The following is a 16,509-nucleotide window of genomic DNA, read 5'->3' on the forward strand; positions in this document are numbered from 1 at the left end:
AATGAAAAATGACGTACTAAGCTCATGAAGTGAAATCACCTCATCAACAGCTTTACTATAAGATGTTCAAATGATGAAATATTGACAATACATACCAATTTTATTGACAAATCACGACAACTCTCACATTAACCCTATTATCCAGCGATAGTTTCTGTCATCTGCCTAGGCTTACTCTCAACAGCTTCTGGTGCCTTAACCCATTTTGCAGGAAAGACCTGATTTACCCATTGAGTTAAACGCTCAGACACGCTTTGAGGCAAGGTAATGCCCAATGGATTTTGTTCTTGCAAGTCCAATGATGAAATCACGCGAGTCCCTAAAATATAGTCAAACCACGGCTTAGTCACACACCAGTTGGCATCCTGATTAGAGTTCATGTGGTGGTCATAGTGCCACGGAATTTTACGCATTGCCCAGTCAGGTTCTAAGTGCGCACGGCGGTGAATATAATAATAGTTTCCAGCAGAATACAGCACAGATAAAGTCATCCCTTTGGACACTGGATAAAATAATGTTCCAAATACACCCGCGACTACAGCCAGTGAAATGATCTCATTTTTAGTACGCCAGTTACTCCAGCCTTCAACATACCCGTGGTCGTGAAACGCCGTTTTACGTACTTCTCGGTGATGCTCCCAATGTGACTTCATGCTGTCAGGCACAGGGCTGTAGCGTGGCTTACCCGCACGGTGTGTACCATGCAAAATATATTTATGTGCCACCCACTCAAAGGCATTGGCCACCACCAATCCCGCGACAAAACCCTTCCACATGTCAAATCCCTCCTGTTTTCAGATTGAATATAATGTGGAAACTATGCTAAATATTGACCCTAGCATTCCAATTCATTGACAAATCACGACAAGAACAATAGAGCGAATAAATGCAACATTTCAAAGACTACACAGGTTCAGTCTACGGCGGGCTAGGTCATTTACTTTATGCCTATTGCCAAGCGGTGGGCTATCCAATTTCTGAAAAACTTGAGAAAGTTCAGAATTTAGAACGTTTTGATTATGCTCTGTGGTTAGCGTTGTTGAATGATCTCGACAGCCATCTACAAACGCCGGCTCTCGGACTCGACATTGCTCAATATGTACAACCTAAGCATTTAGGTATCTTGGCCTATATTGCGCTATCCTGTGAGACGCTTGGTGAAGCACTGACCCGTTACCATGACTTTCATCGGCTGATTTATGATGGTAGCTCATTATATGTTGCCGTTGAAGGTGAAAACCTATGTTTTGGTTGGGTGGAAATGCCGATTGAACTCACCACACAACTGAGTAATGAAGTGGCAATGGCACTGATGATTCAATTTATGAAACACTTTGTCGCCCATGAAGATATTCAGCTTTATGAAGTGCACTTCACGCATCCTACCCCTAAAAATACCCTACAGTATGAACAGTATTTTAATTGTCGCGTTCGCTTTTCCCAAAGTCGACCGATGATGATGATTCCACTGCGTGAATTATCTATGCCTTTTCAACAAGGCGATCAAACCTTACAAAAACTACTGTTACAGCAAGCCGAAGCCCTACTTGAAAAATTGCCCAATTCCACTCACATTGACCAACGGCTACAACATGCTATTTTGACAGGACTCCAAAAAAACCAATATCAAATTGAGCATATTGCGAAGCAATTGAGCTTTTCAGTACGACAACTACAGCGCCACTTACAACAACAAGGCACGACTTATCAACACAGAATGCAACAAGTAAGACGTGTCTTGGCAGAACAATATTTAAAAGATCCACACTTGAGCTTACAGGAAATTGCCCTCTTGCTCAGTTATTCTGAACAAAGTGCTTTTCAGCGTGCCTTTAAACAATGGACTGAGCTCACCCCGCAACAATGGCGACTACAACACGTTGACTAACAATCCTCAAATTTTCTAAGGTCATCAAGATGTCACGCTTTTTTGTTAAAATTGATTGAAAAACGATCGTTTTCTCGTTAAATATACGTTGTAAACAAATAAAACATCAATAACTACAAAAGGCGCATTATGAATAAATATCTTGCTGAATTCATCGGAACATTTTGGTTGGTCTTCGGAGGTTGTGGCAGTGCTATTTTTGCTGTAGCTTTCCCTGAATTGGGCATCGGCTTTCTAGGCGTTGCTCTTGCCTTTGGTTTAACCGTTTTAACGGGTGCTTTTGCACTCGGACACATCTCGGGTGGACACTTTAACCCTGCCGTCAGTATCGGTTTATGGGTCGGTGGTCGCTTTGAGAGCAAAGATCTGATTCCCTATATTATTTCTCAAGTTATTGGTGCAATTTTAGCAGCTTGGGTTTTGTATTTGATTGTACAAGGGCAAGCCGGGTTTGTTGGCACAGGAGGATTTGCCAGCAATGGTTATGCCGAGCTCTCTCCTGGTCAGTATTCTTTAATCTCAGCTTTAATTATTGAAATTGTCCTAACAGCAATGTTTTTAATTATCATTATGGGTGCGACCGATAAACTTGCACCTTCTGGTTTTGCCCCAATCGCGATTGGTCTGGCTCTCACACTTATTCACTTGATTAGTATTCCTGTCACCAACACTTCGGTCAATCCAGCCCGTAGTACAGGTGTTGCCCTCTTTGCCGAAACCGCTGCGTTAAGCCAACTTTGGTTATTTTGGGTGGCACCTATTATTGGCGCAATTATCGGTGCCATCATTTATAAAATTTTGGAAAGAAAGGCTTAGACGCTGTTCCCATTCCCTACCAGCATAACGCCCACGAATGTGGGTTTTTTAAATGTTCCACATGGAACATGCTTAGAACTTATAAAAAAGGGTTATCAATTTCCCCTGTCTCTGAACGCTGAATTTTTTCAGGAAGTTGAACCTCGCTTTCTAGCTGTTGCACGATGGCATTGATATAGCTCTGTAATGCTTTGGCTGCGGCTAAACCCACTTGGTCTTTGGTGAGTTGTAAATTGCCATAAATACTGACACAGTCCACGTCATTATCAAGAGTCAAGTCATGAATGGCATGTGACTCCGCTCCCTGTATAAAAGGTTTAAACATATTATTTTTACTCTTATTTATGCTTCAGTCATCGAATAAAGCAGCTGAACCTATACACATCCAGCTGCTTAGAACGTTAACGTAACAGCTGCAAAATATATTGCAACAATACGTCAATCAATTGCTTCACAATAGCATCCTGTGTAGCCGAATCAATGCCTGTACTGTTGGTCTGATCTGTGCTTTTTGCACTCGACTGACTCGACCCCGACTTAAAGTCTTTTTGTAACGCTTTGAGCTGCTCTGATGAAACATCTTCCGCACACTGGCTTTCTGCATCCCAATGCGAATATTGAATGGCATGTTGAGCTTTGACAGCATTTGCTGTCAGCGGGAGTTTGTAGGTATTGCGCTTTTGTTCTTCTGTCAGTTGCGGAAACAGATTCATTCCCAACTGCTCTTCCAAATAGCAAACACTAACAACTTTTACCTGCTGTGAATTATCATTCGGTGCATAATACGCCCCAATCGCCCCTGTTTTTGGCATATACACAGCCTTATAAACCGCACTCGGAACAATCACTCCCTGTCCAATGGTTTTAAGCTTCTTGCCCTGAAATACAGGTCCTGTCACTACAAAAACATCAAGCTTTTGTTTGGTCACAATTGCACGCGTCGCCTCTTCTAGTTCACGCCAGACCTGCTGATTATTTTTAGGGGCTTGCGGTACCATATTGGCCAAAGAAAAACTGTCAAATTGTGCATCTTTATTCGGCATATCGGCATTAGGCGCCATGTGTCCACGGTCATAGCCTGAGCCTCGATAGTCGGATAATGTCGCGCGATGGGTTACCGCAACATTTGATTCCTCATGGAAATTATCCTCGCGCGGGATTTTCTGACTCAGACGTTGTGGCGTCAACGCTTCTGCTACCCACAGTGGTGTTTTTGAAACACCCGAATACATGACATTAAAACCATTAAAGCACAGTGCATAACTGTGTTTGCTCAAACTATCTTTCAACAAATAGGGCGGAGTTTCTCGATAAAACTGCTCTAAACAGGCTGCATTGGAACTTGGACTTAAAGAAACGTATTGCTGAATTTTTTCCTGACCAAAGGCAATTGCAAAACTTCCTGTTGCCACTAATCCCAAGATGAATTTCAGCCCATTTTGATTAAACATTTTAGATACAGACTGACCTGAACCGCTTTTCTTCTTCGCCATCACAACTACATAAACATCTATTTTTCACGAGCTTAACAATCAGCGTATACGAAGTATATCGCTCTAAAGCTATTCGCATAACAATTAAACAAAACTGCAAATTTAGATGATTTTGCATGTAACAAAATGTCTTTTTTGTAGAGTTTTTCTACGGCAACGTGATGCGATTGCGTATCTTTCATTGCTGTCACTTCAAATTATATGCCAAGGTAAAAAGGAATCGAACAAATAATACATGCCTTTTACGGAGTTCTTATGCATTCTAAAACTTTAATGTCAATTGGTTTAATCGGTACAGTGGTCAGTGCTTCTGCTTTTGCTGAACCACCTATTCAACCCGGCGATACGTTGGAAAGCCTATCTCAAGCCAAAATAACCACAACAGTGAACGGTCAACCAGGCTCAATTCAAGAACTCGTAAATTCAGGGCAAATTAAATTACTTGAACCGAATGTTGCAAATGTTCCCGCTCCTGTGAATCAAGCTACTCAGGGTACGCCAAATGACCAAGCTATGATGCCAACCACAACTCAGACTGAGGCGCCCGTGCAACAAGTGATGCCTGATGCATCAGCTCCACAAGAAATCGCCGCCACGCCTACTGAACAACACCCTCTAGCACCGAATGCCGAACTCTCAGCACAACAAGCTGAAGTAGCACTTAATGATGCTGTCGCACCAGTGGCAAATGTAGATATGAACACTGCACCAGTGGCTACACCTCAGCTCGATTCTTCGGCTGAAACACCTGTAAATGCAGTTGAATCTGACTCATTGCCATCACCTGATGCACCCGCTCAAGCTTTGCCAGATGCTTCAATGGAACAACCCATGCAAGCGATGCCTGAAGCACCAGTCAATGATCCAATGAACTAAGATCACAATTCATTTATCCTCCAAAAAAACCAGCGTAAACGCTGGTTTTTTTAAAGTTTAAATCTCGATTTGACTACCTAACTCAACCACACGGTTCGGCGGGATTTGGTAGAAGTCACTCACCGGACTGGTATTTCTTTGCATCGAAATAAATAATTTCTCACGCCACGGCATCATGCCCTCACCCACCGTACTGATGATCCGCTCACGTGAAACGAAGAAACTGATTTGCATCAGGTTATATTCAAGCTCAATCGCTTGATAAACGGCTTCAAGTGCATAAGGAATGTTCATTTCGTCTTTAAAACCATAATACAATTCAACGCGATAGAAATGTGGATTCATGGTTTCAACATGGAAACGATTTTGTTCCTCTACATACGGCACATCCTGAATTTTGACTGTCAAAATGATGTTCTTTTGATGTAACACTTTATTGTGCTTCATATTGTGTAGCATCGCATGCGGTACAACAGTCGGTGTTCCAGTTAGGAAAACAGCCTCACCTTCAACCCAGTTGGCCTGTTCGCCAATACTTTGTACAAATAAATCCAGCGGTAGAGTATCTTGCTGAAGCTTAGCAAAAGTTAATTCTCGACCTTGCTTCCACGTCATTAATAATAAGAAAGCAATACCACCAATCAGCAAAGGAACCCAACCACCTGAAAGCACTTTAAGTGAAGTTGCACTGACCAAGACCAAATCTAAAGTTAAGAATGGAATAATCAGCAGTACCAATTTTGGCATGCTCCATTTCCATGTATAACGAATAAATACAGCAATCAGCAAAGTGTCACACAACATAGTCATCGTCACAGCTAAGCCATAGGCATGAGAAAGCTGCGAGCTGGTTTGGAAAATCAGAATCAGAATAATAATTGACGCTAACAAGACCCAATTCAGCAAAGGAACATAAATCTGCCCCTGCTCTAAATCTGACGTATGTTTAATATTCAAACGTGGCAAATAACCCAATTGAATCGCTTGACGAGCCAAAGAGAATACCCCTGAAATCACCGCCTGAGAAGCAATGACCGCAGCCATAGTAGCCAAGAAAATCATTGGGTACAAAGCCCACTCTGGCACTAAAAGATAGAACGGGTTTTCAATGGCTGTTGGATCGCGAAGTAATAAAGCCCCTTGCCCTGCATAATTGAGCAATAAACAAGGTAAAACCACAATAAACCATGCCAAGCGAATCGGTACTGGTCCAAAATGACCCATATCCGCATACAGTGCTTCACCACCCGTCACTGTCAGTACCACGGCTCCCATAATAAAAAACGTCATTAAAGGATGGGTCACAATAAATTGAATGGCCCAATGCGGACTGAGCATGCCTAAAACCAAAGGCGTTTGAATAATGCTCGAAATTCCAAGTATGCCGAGGGAAAAAAACCATAATAAAGTGATAGGTCCAAAGAATTTACCGACAAAAGCGGTTCCATATTTTTGCATCACAAACAAAGCTGTGACCACACTAATTGCAATCGGCACAATATAAGGATCTAGAGCATCTGTTGCGATGGATAAGCCTTCTACAGCAGATAAGACTGAAATAGCTGGGGTGATAATACCATCCCCAAAGAATAGTGAAGCCCCAATAAAACCAATCGAAATTAAAAGCAATTTTCTACGATCACTAAAATTCGTATTGCGTAAATTGAGTGCAAGCAATGCCATGATGCCACCCTCACCATTGTTGTCTGCTCGCATCACAATCGCAGCATATTTAATGGTAATGACCATCGTCATAGTCCAAAAAATAATCGACAGAATACCCAAAACATTCTCTGGGTTAATTCCTAGACCATGTGCAGCATGAAATGATTCTTTCAATGCATAGAGTGGGCTGGTTCCAATATCCCCAAACACAACCCCTAAAGCTGCCAAGGTAATCGCAGGCAGTGCGGCTTTTTTTGCAGTACTTTGCATAATCTTGTCTTCAATTATCGACACTATTTTTGCGAATCATATCATTGAGCTAAAACTTTTGCTCGAATTCAATTGTTTCACCTTGTCGATAGCCCTGTTTTTCGATATTATCCTCCGCCATGGTGAAGTGTCCGAGTGGCTGAAGGAGCACGCCTGGAAAGTGTGTAAACGTTTATAGCGTTTCGAGGGTTCGAATCCCTCTTTCACCGCCAAATTAGCTTCCCGTAGCATCCGACGGGGTACTGAAAGGCTTAAACTGTAAAGGTTTAAGCCTTTTTTATGTCTAATCATATCTACCAAGATCTATTGAAATCCTGTAGCTATTGAGGAATATGAATAAGAAAACCCAATTTAAACTAAAATACAAAATATCTTTTTATGACAAGAAATAGCGAATAAGACAATAACTCAATGAAGTATAAGAACAACTATTTTCAAATACAGACTGTTAGAATAAAAACAGCTTTAAGCCGTATATCACCCATCGCTAAAAATAGCTGATCAATTGAACAAAAACATCCTAAAGCAATGAATTTATGATAATTATCTCATCACATCCAAAGTACAAATAAATCAAATCAAATCAAATCAAATCAAATCATGCATTAGAGTCAAAACCGACTTATACGCAATACTCATCTCGCTGATGTTCAATCAGCGACAGAGCTGCATTCCATGCTTTCAGCATCACCATTTCAATCATTTCACTTTCAAACTGTTGGGCCGTGTGCTGACACACGGTTTCAGAAGGAAGATGCAGTTCCACACCACCCACCATCGCCTTAATCTGAGCTTGGCAAGCACGTTCAAGAAAGTAAATTTCATGGAAAGCACGTTGAACCGAATCACCAGTCGATAACAAACCATGATTTCTTAAAATCATGACTCGATTTTGCCCTAAGTCTTTAACCAGACGTTCACGCTCTTCGGTTAATAACGCCACACCTTCATATTCGTGATAGCTTACTTTTTTATAAAACTTTAACGCATGCTGTGATAGAGGCAATAAACCCTGCTTTTGTGCAGACACAGCTATACCATCTGCAGTATGAGTATGAATCACACAGTGCACATCTTGTCGCGCATCATGAATAGCAGAGTGAATTACAAAGCCTGCCGTATTGACTAATTTTCCCTGATCATAATCAGCAACAGTATGGCCTGCATAATCAATTTTCACCAAATGTGAAGCTGTCATTTTCTCAAAAGGAATACCATATTGATTAATCAGAAAATGCCCGTCTGCATCGGGTACGCGTAAACTAATATGAGTATCAATTAAATCGGTCATACGAAAATGTGCAATTAAGCGGTACAGCGCTGCAAGCTGACAACGCGCATCCCACTCTTTTTCAGATACAACATCTTTTATACTTTTTATCGCATTTAAATTTGTCATTTTTATATCTCTATGTTGATCTATCTATGATGTTGGTATGACGCTCTCAAAGAAAAGTTTAGCCGTAACAAACTGTTAATCCCTCCAGACCATCAACGCCAAACAAAAGCATTGTTTCTAATACACACTTATAAGTCTTGAATGATTCTGCTATTTCAAGGGGTGATAAAATGCTTGCTCAAGTTTGTTTTTCCCTCATTTGAAATTGTATCACTCACAAGAATGGTCTTTGCTTTTAGCATAGACGGGGCAAAATCGACCATGCTACGCAGGGTTCGCGTATAATGCGCCTGATCGGAAAAACCCGCTCCCAATGCAATCTCAATTAAGCTCTTTCCTGCCGCCCAAAGCTTTATGGCATAGCGAATACGTAGCCATAGAATGTAGCGTCGCATCGAAATTCCCAACTGCTGGCTAAATAAATGCATCAACCTCGATTCAGATAACCCTACATGAGCAGCGACTTCAGCCACTGTGGGGTGCTGCTGTGGAACACATTGTTGAATATAGCGGCAGCTCTGTAACACTCGAATATCCCAAGGCAAACTCGGTAACGTGTTTGGATTTAAGCAAGACAATATATCCAAAACCAACTGTTTGGCCTGATCGAAACTGAACTGACCTGCGATGAGTTGCTGAAACTGAGGATGGAAAGACGCAAGACTTGATGCAGGCAAAGAGCGAAAAGATTCCCCATTTAACAAGGGATGTAAGTAACGATACAACGCATGATCTGGGTCAATCAGAAGAGCAAGATAAGGCTGGTTTTCTGAGTCGGTGCTGTGATTTACATTCGGCGCCATAACGACAATATCGTGATAACTTCTAACGTGTTGACCCAAAGTAATCGCAAACGGTGTGCCTAGACCAATTTGCAATAACGCAGGAAAATGGGCATGGGCATTATTTAAGTGTTCGCGGGTCACATACAAAATACACCCGTCCCAGGCATAAACTTGGCTTTGGTTTTGCGACACTACACTCGACTCCTTCCTTGGAAATAGCATATTCGTTCAAGACCATGCGCACTATGCTATTTAAAAATACATCTTGTAAATACTAAAGGAAGAGCAAATGTTACAGAATACCCAAACCCAAGTTAAAAATAATACACAAGATCTCGTGAACAGCGCCGAGCTTTCTGCAACTCGGGTTCAGAACCCTACTGTACAAATGATTGGAAGTGATGGGCGTTATAAAACCCTCAAAGAATTCTATCCTTTCTACCTTTCACAGCATGCAGATTCCACTTGCCGACGTTTACACTTTGTTGGAACAACGTGCGTGATTGGAGTTGCTGCCATCGCAACGATGACTAAAAATCCAAAAGTCCTGTGGGCTCTGCCTGTTGTCGGCTATGGTTTTGCGTGGATCGGTCATTTCTTTTTTGAACATAATAAACCAGCCACGTTTAAACAACCATTCTTTAGCTTAGTCTGTGACTTTAAAATGTATAAAGACATATTACTCAAACGCGTAGATTGGTAAGTCAAATCGCAACGGTCCCCTATCTTAATCAGGCCGTTGCATCAATGCTACAACAGCCAAACTTGTTGGGTAAGTTGTTTAATTTCGCCCATGTCATGGCTAACATACAGCATTGGAATTGCAGTTTCCTGCTGAGCTTTCTGAAAAAAAGGAATAATTTCTTGTTTATGGGCTGCATCCAGTGCAGATAAAGGCTCATCTAATAACAATAAATTAGGTGAATATAATAGTGCTCGACCTAAGGCTACCCGTTGCTTTTCGCCCCCCGATAACTTGGTTGGCATACGACTCAGCAAATGATTGAGTTTAAGTAATTCAACAATATAATCTGGGTCAAAGCGTCGACTGTCAGGCTGTATACGTTTATAACCAAACAATAAATTCTGCATGACGTTCATATGCGGAAATAATTGCGCATCCTGAAACACCAAACCGACACGGCGTTGCTGTGGCTTCAAGTTGATCTTACGTTCTGCATCAAACCATGTCTGATTTTTGATTTTAATCCAACCACTTACTGGTGTATTTAAACCTGCAATTGCATGCAAAATACTGGTTTTGCCTGAACCCGAAGCTCCAAATAAACCCACTACATTCTGTTCGGACTTAAAGCTTTGCTCGAGTTCAAATTTGCCTAAATTGAGCCGAATATGACAATCAATCATGGCCTTAATGCCCTCGCTTATTTTTCTGATAACGATGAAACCATTGGGCAAACCACAAAGCAAAAAAAGCCACCGTTAATGACAATATAATCAGCCGCCACACCGCAGGTTCGGTATCAGGTTGTTGCATTAAACTATACATGGCTAAAGGTAAAGTTCGCGTTTCTCCAGCAATATTGCCCACAAAGGTAATGGTTGCACCAAACTCGCCCAGACTGCGACAAAAACACAAAATAGCCCCCACCAATATCCCACTACTGGCCAGAGGCAACGTAACATAAAAGAATGTGCCGAAGGATGAAGCGCCTAACGTTTTGGCCGCCATTTCCAAACGTTGATCCACCAGTTCAATGGCCAAACGAATCGACTGAACCAAGAGTGGAAAGCCCATCACGGCTGAAGCCAAAACTGCGCCTTTCCAGTTAAATGCAAAATTCAATCCAAACGGTTCCAGATACCTCCCCAAAATACCATTACTTCCAAAGACTTGTAGAAGTAAATAGCCTGGAACAACAGGTGGTAAAACCAGTGGCAAAAAAATCAAGGTTTCAAATAAAGATTTACCAAAAAAGTCTTTACGTGCCAACACCCAACCCACCGCTAATGCAGGGATCAGGCTAAAGGCCAGACAGGTGGCAGCAACCTGACAGGAAAGTTTGAGTACTTCAATTTCTTCAGTGGATAAGGCAAGCATCATCACTTCGCTGGCGATAAAACAGTAAAGCCATACTTTTTAAACACTACATTTGCCTGCTTCGTTTGTAAGAATTGATAAAAAGCTACAGCGTTTGGGTTGTTTTTGACTAAGCCTAAAGGATAGATAATTGGAGTATGGGTATTGATCGGAAATACGCCAACGACCGTCACATCTTTACTGATCGCGGCATCTGTCGCATAAACAATCCCAAGCTGACATTCACCCCGTGCCACAAAGTTAAGTGCGGCTCTGACATCTTCAGTTTCAACCAAACGAGGTTCCAGTTTCGACCACCAGCCCAGCGATGTCAGTGCTTGTTTGCCATATTTTCCCACAGGGACGCTTTTGGTATCGCCTGTACAGAGTTTGCCTTGAAATGCGGTAGATGGATCAAAACTTTTATCCATTTTAATTTTTACAGGTTTCGATTTAGGTGAAATCAAAACCAGTCGATTACCCAGTAAATTCACTCGTTTATTTGGCTCAATGAGCTTTTTATTTTGTAAATAATTCATCCATTGTTCATCAGCAGAAACAAATACATCTGCTGGTGCACCCGCCTCAATTTGTTTTGCTAAAGTCGACGATCCTGCATAAGAAGTTTTGACTTGGATGTTCTTCTGTTTTTCAAATAATGCATCTAAATCTGTCATTGCATTGGTTAAGCTGGCTGCAGCATAAACAGTAATGGCTTGCTCTGCGTGTGCTTGCACACCAACAATAAGCCCACAACATAATAGCATTTGAATACTTTTCTTCTTAAAGTTTAGCAGCACCATCTTCCCCTTTTACATTACAAAATGACCGATATGTTTTTAAAAATATATGGATATATATGCAACGTCAATTCCAGACAACGATTATTTATCATTCAAACGAGATGGTTAGGGTTCTAATCACGTGATAAGTATTGCGCTTATAAGCTGACAGATCAGACAAAGGTCTTGTATTCAATCTGACCCTCATAATCTTTAGACGGCTGCATGTTAAAAACATTCAGCTGTCTCAAGATTATTGTTGGATGTTATCCACTATTGTTTAAGAAATTGGGCAATCGCTTGAAAGTCATGCTCAATAACATGACGTGCGTTTTGTTCCATCTGTCGGTATTGGCTTAAAATAGCTTCACCAAAATTGGTAACATGAGCTCCACCACCATGTGTTCCTCCTTTTTGAGTTTCCACTAAGGCTTGTTGAAAACTATGATTCATGGTTTCAACCAACTGCCATGCACGGCGATAGCTCATATTCATACTTTTTGCGGCTTGTGAAATTGAACCTGTACGTTGAATTGCTTCTAAAAGTTGAGCCTTGCCTGGGCCTATGGCAATTTCTTCATCCCATAAAATTCTAAGCTGTAATTTTAATTTGGCATCATGCATCACTGTCACTCAAATAAAAATAAGTCATTGAAACAAATAGCTATGATTTAAAAAATAAATCTAACTTAAAGACAAACCATTTTATTTTCTATAAAAGTTAACTTTACAACATAAAGTTAAGGTCTGTTCGAAATAAATCTTGATATAAGGCTAACTTACGTCATCTTGCCCTGGGTTTGAAATAGATTTCAATCACGTTTCAATTCGACCTGTGTGATTTTTAGCACACGAGGCTTTCGGGATAAGTTAGAGATCATCCAAGCGCAAAAATACTGAGCAACCACCAACTCGACAAATACCAATAAGCCTTTAATATTATTTAAAAAAATATATACAATATGATTCAACCTCAAACAGTGTAGCGAATGCCTCCGCATAGCCTCTGTAAGGTATTTTCTCTCAGATTCAGCTTAAGTATATAAAACAAAACCATCCCCACGACAAAAACTTGCCAACTGCAACCCAGATCTTTTAGCCATTTCTATGGCCATTGAGGTCGGTGCTGAAATACACGCCAATAAACCAATATTGAGTTGAGCACATTTACGAATGAGTTCATAACTTGCCCGACTGGTCATGACCACAAAACCCTGACGCACGTCATGATGATTTTGCGCCATATATCCCAGTAACTTATCTAAAGCATTGTGCCGTCCGACATCCTCAAATAGCGCCACAATTTCCCCCGCCTCAACCCATGCCGCCGCATGTGCCCCACCCGTCATTTGGGTAATTTTTTGGCGAATATTCAGTTGTGAAATTGCATAAGGGATTTGCGTCAGCCATACATCTGAAACGACAGTGGTAATTTTTGGCAGATTCAAATGTAGCTGTTGCAAACTTTCAATACCGCAGAGTCCACAGCCTGTTCGCCCCACCATCATGCGTCGATGTTGTTTCAGCATCATAAAGGCGCGAGTAGAAATATCCATCTCGACCTGAATCCCAAACTGGGTATCTTGAACATCCAGTGTATATAATTCTTTTAAACTACTCAAAATACCTTCTGACAAACTAAATCCTTTCGCAAACACTTCAACATCTGCTGGTGTTGCCATCATCACCGCATGAGAAATACCGTTATAAACCAATGCAATAGGATACTCTTGCACCACAAAATCCGACTGTTCTACTGCTTTATTTTCATTTAAACGCTGGATCTCAACGGTTTCATACCCTTGTGAATTCAACATTTTTGTCTCAATATCCATGCTGTTTTTTATCTTCCATATTACAAAGCACTTCATTTAAAAGATTGAAATGACAGCATATAAAATAAGTGCCATTCCATTGGCTATGGTCTAACCCACTCGATTCATAATTTCATTAGCGTGCTCAGGATCAACCTCTTGTGCCAAATTAAAATGCTCAGGTGCATAGCCAGCATGTAAAATCACAGGCACACTTTTCGAGGCAGGAATCTTGGCGTACTTATCATGGCTACTGAGTGCCACCAGTGGGTTTGTTTCTGGGTAATAGGCCGCCAAACTGCCTCGTGGAATGTTATATGGCACGATGCGAAAGCTCTGTACCACACGTTTAATCCCATCGGAGTAGATACTTTCAATATCTACCCATTGGTCGGCCATAAAACCTGCTTCTGCAATATCATCAGTATTCATAAACAATACACGACGCTGACCAAATACCCCACGATAACGGTCATCGAGTCCATACAAGGTGGTGTTGTATTGGTCATGAGAACGCGTGGTCATCAAGGTATAGACTTTAGCTCCTGTATATTGTTCAGCGTATTTATTCTCTTTATCGGCATACACTTCAGCCAGTGGCGTAATTAAAAACTGTGCCTTACCAACAGGCGTATTCCACACATGCTGATTGGCAGGATGCTCTAAGTGAAAACCACCCGGCTGATAGACCCGAGCATTAAAATCGTGGAATTCATCAAAGACATCTTCAATCGAATCTCGAATACGGTCATAACTTTCTACATACCATTGCCACTTGATATCACTCTCTGGCAAGACGGCTGCTGCCATACGCGCCACAATGTCAGGCTCTGAAAGAAGATTCTCGGACGCAGGTTCATTACGCCCTGCAGATAGATGCACATTACTCATTGAATCTTCCACACTCACGGCCTGCGCGCCATGCAGTTGCATATCAATTTCGGTACGACCCAGACAAGGTAGAAGTAATGCCTCTTTACCACAGACCAAATGACTACGATTGAGCTTGGTAGCAATCTGTACCGTTAAATTACAACGGCGCAAACCTGCTTCGGTATAGGGTGTATCTGGTGTTGCAACAGCAAAATTTCCCCCTAAACCAATAAAGACTTTGACCGCCCCTTCATACATGGCCTTAATCGTATCCACCACACCAAAACCATGATGACGAGGCGATTTAATCCCAAAAACACGATCAATATTGTCGAGTAATTTTGTGCTGGGTAATTCATTAATCCCCATAGTTCGGTCACCTTGCACATTACTGTGACCACGAATCGGTGCTAGACCTGCGCCAGATCGACCAATATGCCCTCTTGCTAACATTAGGTTTGCAAGCATGTGAACATTCGCAGTCCCGTGTCGATGTTGGGTAATCCCCATACCCCAACAGAAAATGGCCGTTTTCGCATCCAAATACATTTTAGCTAAAGATTCTAAGTGCTCAGGGCTAAGTCCCGTATGAGCATGAATATCAGACCATGGCGTTCGATCTACTTCTGCCATCATGGCATCAAAACCAACCGTATTCATTTCGATAAAAGAACGATCAAAAACGCTCTTTTTCCCAGCTGCCAGTGCTTGAATGTCCCACTCACGTAAATGTTTCAACATGCCGAACATGAGCGCATAATCACCTCCCACTTTAGGTTGGAAATAATAACGACTAATGGGTGTACTGCCATTGGTCATCATTTCAACAGGCGCTTGAGGGTCTTGGAAACGTTCTAAACCGCGTTCTTTTAAGGGGTTAATGGCCACAATATTGCCACCACGTCGCGACACTTCACGTAAAGTCCCGAGCATACGCGGATGGTTGGTGCCCGGATTATGTCCAAAGCTAAAAATCGCATCGGCGATATCAAAGTCTTCCAATGTGACAGTGCCCTTACCGAGTCCGATCGAGTGCAATAAGCCAACACTGGTGGTTTCATGGCACATGTTCGAACAGTCAGGGAAATTATTGGTGCCATAAGCACGAACAAAGAGCTGATACAGGAACGCGGCTTCATTACTGGCACGACCCGAAGTATAAAACGCTGCTTGATCTGGGTTGTCTAAAGCATGTAGATGTTTTGCAATCAAGGCAAAAGCTTCATCCCAAGAAATTGGAATATATTTGTCAGAAACAGGGTCATAACGCATTGGGTCAGTTAGACGACCTGAATCTTCAAGGAAAAAATCACTTTGTTCTGAAAGCCAACTGACCGTATGTGTGGCAAAAAAATCAGGCGTAACACGCTTGGATGTGGCTTCAAAAGCAACCGCCTTCGCCCCATTTTCACAAAAGTTAAAGGCATGTGCATCTTTCTTTTCAGGCCATGCACAGCCAGGACAGTCAAAGCCTGCCGGTTGGTTAATATTGAGAAGTGTAATGGCGCCTTTTTTGAAGACCTCTTGTCGTTTTAAATTTCGGGCTACACTTAATAGTGCTCCCCAGCCACCCGCAGGATTGTTATACGGCTCTATTCGTGCATAATTCGTCTGCTCATCGTCATGCTTTTTGTTTTCAACATTTTCCATCTGACCGTCCTCTATCCATTTTCTAAACTATAAAAATGACTTGCTCATATCATTTGCGAATTGCTTGGACGTGTTATCTATTGATGCCGTTTTCCTGCACTTTTAAAAACTCTTTGACTTGTGTGGCACAACCCTGAACAACACTTTTGATAAAAAA

The 16,509-nt window shown here is 41.7% G+C and carries 16 protein-coding genes and 1 tRNA gene; 5 read left to right on the forward strand and 12 right to left on the reverse strand.

What is annotated here, in order from left to right:
• Window positions 1-137 precede the first annotated feature (137 nt).
• Window positions 138-776, reverse strand: coding sequence for a hypothetical protein (locus B4F08_RS05790; RefSeq protein ID WP_110974199.1), 639 nt, complete (start codon window positions 774-776; stop codon window positions 138-140).
• A 110-nt stretch (window positions 777-886) separates the two neighbouring features.
• Here B4F08_RS05790 and B4F08_RS05795 point away from each other — a divergent pair, with 110 nt between their 5' ends.
• Both B4F08_RS05795 and aqpZ read left to right on the forward strand, forming a co-directional pair.
• Window positions 887-1,888: an AraC family transcriptional regulator gene (locus B4F08_RS05795; protein WP_291373748.1), complete on the forward strand. Its 1,002-nt coding sequence runs from the start codon at window positions 887-889 to the stop codon at window positions 1,886-1,888.
• Window positions 1,889-2,017: 129 nt separating this feature from the next.
• Window positions 2,018-2,704 (forward strand): aquaporin Z, encoded by a 687-nt coding sequence (gene aqpZ / locus B4F08_RS05800; protein ID WP_291373750.1) that lies wholly within the window; start codon window positions 2,018-2,020, stop codon window positions 2,702-2,704.
• Window positions 2,705-2,783: 79 nt separating this feature from the next.
• Here aqpZ and B4F08_RS05805 read toward each other — a convergent pair whose 3' ends face one another.
• Together B4F08_RS05805 and B4F08_RS05810 are read right to left on the reverse strand one after the other, a co-directional pair.
• A complete protein-coding gene (locus tag B4F08_RS05805; protein ID WP_086209089.1) occupies window positions 2,784-3,029 on the reverse strand; it encodes a hypothetical protein in 246 nt (81 codons plus the stop codon).
• 76 nt (window positions 3,030-3,105) lie between these two features.
• The gene (locus tag B4F08_RS05810; RefSeq protein ID WP_086209090.1) at window positions 3,106-4,197 is read right to left on the reverse strand and encodes a DNA/RNA non-specific endonuclease; all 1,092 of its coding nucleotides are present in this window, start codon (window positions 4,195-4,197) and stop codon (window positions 3,106-3,108) included.
• Between the two features lie 255 nt (window positions 4,198-4,452).
• Here B4F08_RS05810 and B4F08_RS05815 point away from each other — a divergent pair, with 255 nt between their 5' ends.
• Window positions 4,453-5,073, forward strand: coding sequence for a hypothetical protein (locus tag B4F08_RS05815; protein WP_291373752.1), 621 nt, complete (start codon window positions 4,453-4,455; stop codon window positions 5,071-5,073).
• A 57-nt stretch (window positions 5,074-5,130) separates the two neighbouring features.
• Here the strand turns inward: B4F08_RS05815 and B4F08_RS05820 are convergent, their stop codons facing one another.
• Window positions 5,131-7,008 (reverse strand): potassium transporter Kup, encoded by a 1,878-nt coding sequence (locus B4F08_RS05820; RefSeq protein WP_086209092.1) that lies wholly within the window; start codon window positions 7,006-7,008, stop codon window positions 5,131-5,133.
• A 121-nt stretch (window positions 7,009-7,129) separates the two neighbouring features.
• On the opposite strand from B4F08_RS05820, the gene B4F08_RS05825 reads away from it, so the two are divergent.
• Window positions 7,130-7,220: transfer RNA gene (locus B4F08_RS05825), tRNA-Ser, on the forward strand.
• 410 nt (window positions 7,221-7,630) lie between these two features.
• Here B4F08_RS05825 and B4F08_RS05830 read toward each other — a convergent pair.
• Window positions 7,631-8,407 carry a class II aldolase/adducin family protein gene (locus B4F08_RS05830; protein ID WP_291373754.1) on the reverse strand — a complete coding sequence of 259 codons (777 nt, stop codon included), beginning with the start codon at window positions 8,405-8,407 and terminating at the stop codon, window positions 7,631-7,633.
• 155 nt (window positions 8,408-8,562) lie between these two features.
• Window positions 8,563-9,414, reverse strand: a complete 852-nt coding sequence (locus B4F08_RS05835; RefSeq protein WP_291373756.1) for a helix-turn-helix transcriptional regulator — start codon at window positions 9,412-9,414, stop codon at window positions 8,563-8,565.
• A 67-nt stretch (window positions 9,415-9,481) separates the two neighbouring features.
• Between B4F08_RS05835 and B4F08_RS05840 the strand changes: the two genes are divergently transcribed.
• Window positions 9,482-9,895, forward strand: a complete 414-nt coding sequence (locus tag B4F08_RS05840) for a DUF962 domain-containing protein (protein WP_291373758.1) — start codon at window positions 9,482-9,484, stop codon at window positions 9,893-9,895.
• A gap of 47 nt (window positions 9,896-9,942) precedes the next feature.
• Here the strand turns inward: B4F08_RS05840 and B4F08_RS05845 are convergent, their stop codons facing one another.
• From B4F08_RS05845 to B4F08_RS05870, 6 genes are all read right to left on the reverse strand, one after another.
• On the reverse strand, window positions 9,943-10,560 hold the full coding sequence (locus B4F08_RS05845; protein ID WP_291373760.1) for an ATP-binding cassette domain-containing protein: 618 nt from the start codon (window positions 10,558-10,560) through the stop codon (window positions 9,943-9,945).
• Window positions 10,561-10,564: 4 nt separating this feature from the next.
• Entirely contained in the window at window positions 10,565-11,257 is a 693-nt protein-coding gene (gene modB / locus B4F08_RS05850) for a molybdate ABC transporter permease subunit (RefSeq protein WP_119063279.1), read from the reverse strand.
• Entirely contained in the window at window positions 11,257-12,000 is a 744-nt protein-coding gene (modA, locus tag B4F08_RS05855; protein WP_414632453.1) for a molybdate ABC transporter substrate-binding protein, read from the reverse strand. The genes modB and modA overlap by 1 nt, the downstream gene beginning before the upstream one ends.
• Before the next feature lie 288 nt (window positions 12,001-12,288).
• Window positions 12,289-12,639 (reverse strand): winged helix-turn-helix domain-containing protein, encoded by a 351-nt coding sequence (locus B4F08_RS05860; protein ID WP_291373763.1) that lies wholly within the window; start codon window positions 12,637-12,639, stop codon window positions 12,289-12,291.
• 410 nt (window positions 12,640-13,049) lie between these two features.
• Window positions 13,050-13,850 carry a formate dehydrogenase accessory sulfurtransferase FdhD gene (fdhD, locus tag B4F08_RS05865; protein ID WP_110974219.1) on the reverse strand — a complete coding sequence of 267 codons (801 nt, stop codon included), beginning with the start codon at window positions 13,848-13,850 and terminating at the stop codon, window positions 13,050-13,052.
• Window positions 13,851-13,940: 90 nt separating this feature from the next.
• Window positions 13,941-16,352 (reverse strand): FdhF/YdeP family oxidoreductase, encoded by a 2,412-nt coding sequence (locus B4F08_RS05870; RefSeq protein WP_291373765.1) that lies wholly within the window; start codon window positions 16,350-16,352, stop codon window positions 13,941-13,943.
• Window positions 16,353-16,509 lie beyond the last annotated feature (157 nt).

Origin of the sequence: Acinetobacter sp. UBA6720 (genome assembly GCF_002454215.1) — a bacterium.
Taxonomy (GTDB): Bacteria; Pseudomonadota; Gammaproteobacteria; order Pseudomonadales; family Moraxellaceae; genus Acinetobacter.

Excerpts from the sequence above, each read along its gene's own strand:
- B4F08_RS05870 (WP_291373765.1), bottom strand. The coding sequence starts at position 16,352 with ATGGAAAATGTTGAAAACAAAAAGCATGACGATGAGCAGACGAATTAT.
- B4F08_RS05795 (WP_291373748.1), top strand. The coding sequence starts at position 887 with ATGCAACATTTCAAAGACTACACAGGTTCAGTCTACGGCGGGCTAGGT.
- B4F08_RS05805 (WP_086209089.1), bottom strand. The coding sequence starts at position 3,029 with ATGTTTAAACCTTTTATACAGGGAGCGGAGTCACATGCCATTCATGAC.
- B4F08_RS05845 (WP_291373760.1), bottom strand. The coding sequence starts at position 10,560 with ATGATTGATTGTCATATTCGGCTCAATTTAGGCAAATTTGAACTCGAG.
- B4F08_RS05815 (WP_291373752.1), top strand. The coding sequence starts at position 4,453 with ATGCATTCTAAAACTTTAATGTCAATTGGTTTAATCGGTACAGTGGTC.
- modA (WP_414632453.1), bottom strand. The coding sequence starts at position 12,000 with ATGCTATTATGTTGTGGGCTTATTGTTGGTGTGCAAGCACACGCAGAG.
- B4F08_RS05830 (WP_291373754.1), bottom strand. The coding sequence starts at position 8,407 with ATGACAAATTTAAATGCGATAAAAAGTATAAAAGATGTTGTATCTGAA.
- B4F08_RS05820 (WP_086209092.1), bottom strand. The coding sequence starts at position 7,008 with ATGCAAAGTACTGCAAAAAAAGCCGCACTGCCTGCGATTACCTTGGCA.
- B4F08_RS05835 (WP_291373756.1), bottom strand. The coding sequence starts at position 9,414 with ATGCTATTTCCAAGGAAGGAGTCGAGTGTAGTGTCGCAAAACCAAAGC.
- aqpZ (WP_291373750.1), top strand. The coding sequence starts at position 2,018 with ATGAATAAATATCTTGCTGAATTCATCGGAACATTTTGGTTGGTCTTC.
- B4F08_RS05790 (WP_110974199.1), bottom strand. The coding sequence starts at position 776 with ATGTGGAAGGGTTTTGTCGCGGGATTGGTGGTGGCCAATGCCTTTGAG.
- B4F08_RS05840 (WP_291373758.1), top strand. The coding sequence starts at position 9,482 with ATGTTACAGAATACCCAAACCCAAGTTAAAAATAATACACAAGATCTC.
- B4F08_RS05810 (WP_086209090.1), bottom strand. The coding sequence starts at position 4,197 with ATGGCGAAGAAGAAAAGCGGTTCAGGTCAGTCTGTATCTAAAATGTTT.
- fdhD (WP_110974219.1), bottom strand. The coding sequence starts at position 13,850 with ATGGATATTGAGACAAAAATGTTGAATTCACAAGGGTATGAAACCGTT.
- B4F08_RS05860 (WP_291373763.1), bottom strand. The coding sequence starts at position 12,639 with ATGCATGATGCCAAATTAAAATTACAGCTTAGAATTTTATGGGATGAA.
- modB (WP_119063279.1), bottom strand. The coding sequence starts at position 11,257 with ATGATGCTTGCCTTATCCACTGAAGAAATTGAAGTACTCAAACTTTCC.